Source organism: Candidatus Pelagibacter communis, assembly GCF_001180205.1.
Classification (GTDB): Bacteria; Pseudomonadota; Alphaproteobacteria; order Pelagibacterales; family Pelagibacteraceae; genus Pelagibacter; species Pelagibacter ubique_O.
Map to the genome: position 1 here is coordinate 1 of NZ_CVSU01000015.1, position 3,532 is coordinate 3,532.

The 3,532-nt window shown below is 21.6% G+C and carries 4 protein-coding genes; all 4 read left to right on the forward strand.

Annotated elements, in window-relative coordinates; all coding sequences use genetic code 11:
* Window positions 1-1,208 (forward strand): hypothetical protein (locus AMO08_RS05715; RefSeq protein ID WP_179850719.1); only part of this gene is annotated, 1,208 nt, incomplete at its 5' end.
* A 42-nt stretch (window positions 1,209-1,250) separates the two neighbouring features.
* Window positions 1,251-2,351: a DegT/DnrJ/EryC1/StrS family aminotransferase gene (locus AMO08_RS00625; protein WP_075484289.1), complete on the forward strand. Its 1,101-nt coding sequence runs from the start codon at window positions 1,251-1,253 to the stop codon at window positions 2,349-2,351.
* Window positions 2,352-2,357: 6 nt separating this feature from the next.
* Window positions 2,358-3,080, forward strand: a complete 723-nt coding sequence (locus AMO08_RS00630; RefSeq protein WP_075484290.1) for a glycosyltransferase family 2 protein — start codon at window positions 2,358-2,360, stop codon at window positions 3,078-3,080.
* A gap of 37 nt (window positions 3,081-3,117) precedes the next feature.
* A partial coding sequence (locus AMO08_RS00635; RefSeq protein WP_179850720.1) for a hypothetical protein occupies window positions 3,118-3,532 on the forward strand: 415 nt, incomplete at its 3' end.

Consider the following 3,532-nt stretch of genomic DNA (forward strand, 5'->3'; position numbering starts at 1 on the left):
ATAGTTATCAGAGTGTTGAGGCAGTTTATCTTTTGTCATCAATGATTTTTTTAATTGTATCAACTCAGTTATATGAAAATAAAAAATCTAAATTATTTTATCTTTTCTTGTTATCACTTAATCCCTTTTTAATTTATTTTTCAGGTGAGTTAAGATTTTATTCAATTTCAACACTTTTTAGCATTTTAAGCTTCATTTCATTTATGAAACTTCAAGAGGAAGTAAAATTATATCGACTAGTATTATTTTTTATTTGTATTTTATTATCTATGTTAATCAATCTTTATACAATTTGTATATTATTTTCTTATTTTCTTTTTAATTTTTTTAATAAAAAAGATAAACTTGTTTTTTTAGTTTTAATTTTAGTTCTAATATTTTTTTTTATATTAAGTAAAGATTATTTATTTTTATCTTCAGAAAAATATATTAATCAATTTGGAGGAAGTAGTGGAAATCTAAATTCTAAATTTTTTTTTGGTTATTTTTTTAATATTTTCTTTGGTGATAAAATATTTGGTGCCATTAATCTATTATTTTTTTTCTTCTCAATTTTTTATTTTAAGAATAATATTTTATCCAATCATAAATTATTTCTTAGTTACTTAATAATTTTCACAACATATTTAGCATTTATAGGTTATAAATTTATATTTAGAGATATTTTTTTCCCAAGGCATTTCATTTTTGTTGTGCCATTTATTATATTTGTAATTTCAAGTCTTATTCTTGAAATCAAAATTAATAAATTAAAAATTTTTATTATTTCTATATTTGTTTTTGCATGCATTTATGTAAATATAAAAGCTGTAAAGCCATTTTTGCCAAGTAAACCAAATCCTGAGTTTGTGAATAAGATATTAAATAATTCACAAATTAAAAATATATATATTCCCGAAATTAAAGACCTTAATGTGATTGATGAAACAAATTGTTGTAATTATAATGAATTACTTTTTACCTACTCTAATTCATTTAAAAAAAATAACTTCAAAATTTTAATCAATGATGAATTTAGTAATTATAATAGTTTTTGGACAATTTGTATCGAAAATCCGTCTTTTAGAGAAAAAACTGATAAAAATAAATTAAAGAATTGTTATGGAAAACTTAATATTCTGAATAACGAATACTATATAAAAAAGTTTTACTTTAAGAATGACTTTAAAGCGACATTATATGAGAATAAGAAATTTCTTTCCAAATAAACTTATTTCTATTAAATGAAATAAAATAATATAATTTTTAAAATGCTTGTAAAATATTCTTATTTAAAAAGACAATTTTCAAATTCAAGTGACCTTTGGAAAAAATTGAAAAAATTTGTTGATACAGGTGATTTTACACTAGGCAAAGAACTTTACAAATTCGAAAAAAATTTTTCTAAATTAATTGGAACGAAATATGCTGTAGGAGTAAATTCAGGTACAGATGCGATAAAATTAGCTTTAAAAGTTTTAGGTGTAAAAAAAGATGATGAGGTTATCACAGCTGCAAATACATTTGTTGCCACTGTTGGCGCTATAACTGAGATTGGTGCAAAACCAGTATTTATAGATTGTGATGATACTTTTTGTATGAATGTAAATTTAGTTGAAAAAAAAATAACAAAGAAAACTAAAGCTATAGTGCCAGTACATTTCACAGGCTATATGACAGACATGGTTAAATTAAAAAAAATTGCAAAAAAATATCATTTACCAATTATTGAAGATGCGTGTCAGTCTATTCTTGCATCGATAAATAAAAAAAATGCAGGTACTTGGGGAGATTTTGGAGCCTTTTCTTTGCACCCTCTTAAAAATATTAATGTTTGGTCGGACGGGGGAATAATTACAACAAATAATTATAAATTTTATAATCAATTAAAATTACTCAGAAATCATGGTTTGATTGATAGAGATACAGTCAAAATTTGTGGATACAATTCAAGATTAGATACTTTTCAAGCAGTAGTAGGTAATTGGTTGCTACCTAAAGCAAAACATATTGCCAATCAAAGGATTAAAAATGCAAATTATTATGATAAAGAATTCTCAAAAATCAAAGAGATATCAATTCCACCAAGAATAAAAAATAACAAAATCGTTTATCACTTATATATTATATTTGCAAAAAATAGAGATGCTTTGTTAAAATTTTGTATTTCAAAAGGTATAGAAGCAAAAGTGCACTATCCTATACCAATTTATAGACAACAAGCTTTAAATTTTTTAGGACACAAAAAAGGTGATTTCCCTGTTTCTGACCTACATACAAAAAAAATAATTACTTTTCCTTGCGATCAACATAAAACAAAAAAAGAATTAGATTACGTAATAAAAACTGTAAGATCGTTTTATAAAAAATAAAATTAAATGTTTCAGACTAAGAATTTTAAAAAATCTGTAAGTATTATATTACCTGCATACAACGAAGAACATAATATTTCTTTTTTCTTAAAAAAACTTTTAAAGTATTTAAATAATTTAGATTATGAAATAATAATTGTTAATGATTTTAGTAAAGATAAGACGCTTAAAATAAGTAAATTATTTTCAAAAAAAAATAAAAAAATTAAAATTATTAATAATAAAAAAAATTTAGGTTTCGGTGGATCATTCAAAGAAGGTGTCAAGATTAGTAAAAAGGATTATATTATTGTTTTGCCGGGAGATGGGGAAACAAATCCAAAAATGATATTTAATGAGTTTAAAAAATTAAATAATCCAAATGAAACTTTGGTATTTTTCTGGAAAAATCAAAAAAGAAAATTTTTAAGAAAATTTTTGTCCTTTCTATATACAAAAATTATTAATTTTTCTTTTAATATGTCATTTAAATACGTAAATGGACCAGTTTTTTATAATGCTGCTGAATTAAAAAAATTAAATTTTAGCTCAAAAAGCTTTTTCTTTTTTGCTGAAATTTTATCTCAACTTCAATTAAACAAAAAATTTATTTATAAAGAAGTTTGTATACAGTATTTAAAACCAAGAAAGTACAGATCAGAGGCTTTAAGATATGAATTAGTAATTTCTTTAATAAAAGAGTATTTAATATTTATGTATAGATTTTACTTTAAAAAACGTAAATCGTAGATGCAAATTGTTTTCTTATAAATTATAAGCATAAATCATGTACTATTTTTTTTTGGTAAAATCTTTATTTTTATTTTTTATAAATATATTTTTCTTCATAATTCTCTCACAAACTTTGTTTTTTTTAAAAGTTAGATTTAGTAAATTAAATTTAATTATTTTATTATTTCTTTTTATCCCAATTTGTATTTCTTTATTTTCTTTAGCTATAAACTTATTTGAAATTGAGGTGTTATTTACTTATTTAGTAATTAATTTTACTTTCATAATAATTTACCCTGGGCTTGATTATAATAATATTCCATCATTAAAAATTTTAGCGATAATTAAAAATTTTGAAAATAAATACAAAAAACCATGCCCAAAAATATTAATTCGTAAAGATCTTGAACCAAACAAAATTTATTTAAAAAGAATAGGAGAATTAAGAAAAGATAAATTTGTTAGTCAAA

Bases quoted from the DNA above. Each gene is read 5' to 3' on its own strand.
- AMO08_RS00625 (WP_075484289.1), top strand. From the start codon at position 1,251: ATGCTTGTAAAATATTCTTATTTAAAAAGACAATTTTCAAATTCAAGT.
- AMO08_RS00630 (WP_075484290.1), top strand. From the start codon at position 2,358: ATGTTTCAGACTAAGAATTTTAAAAAATCTGTAAGTATTATATTACCT.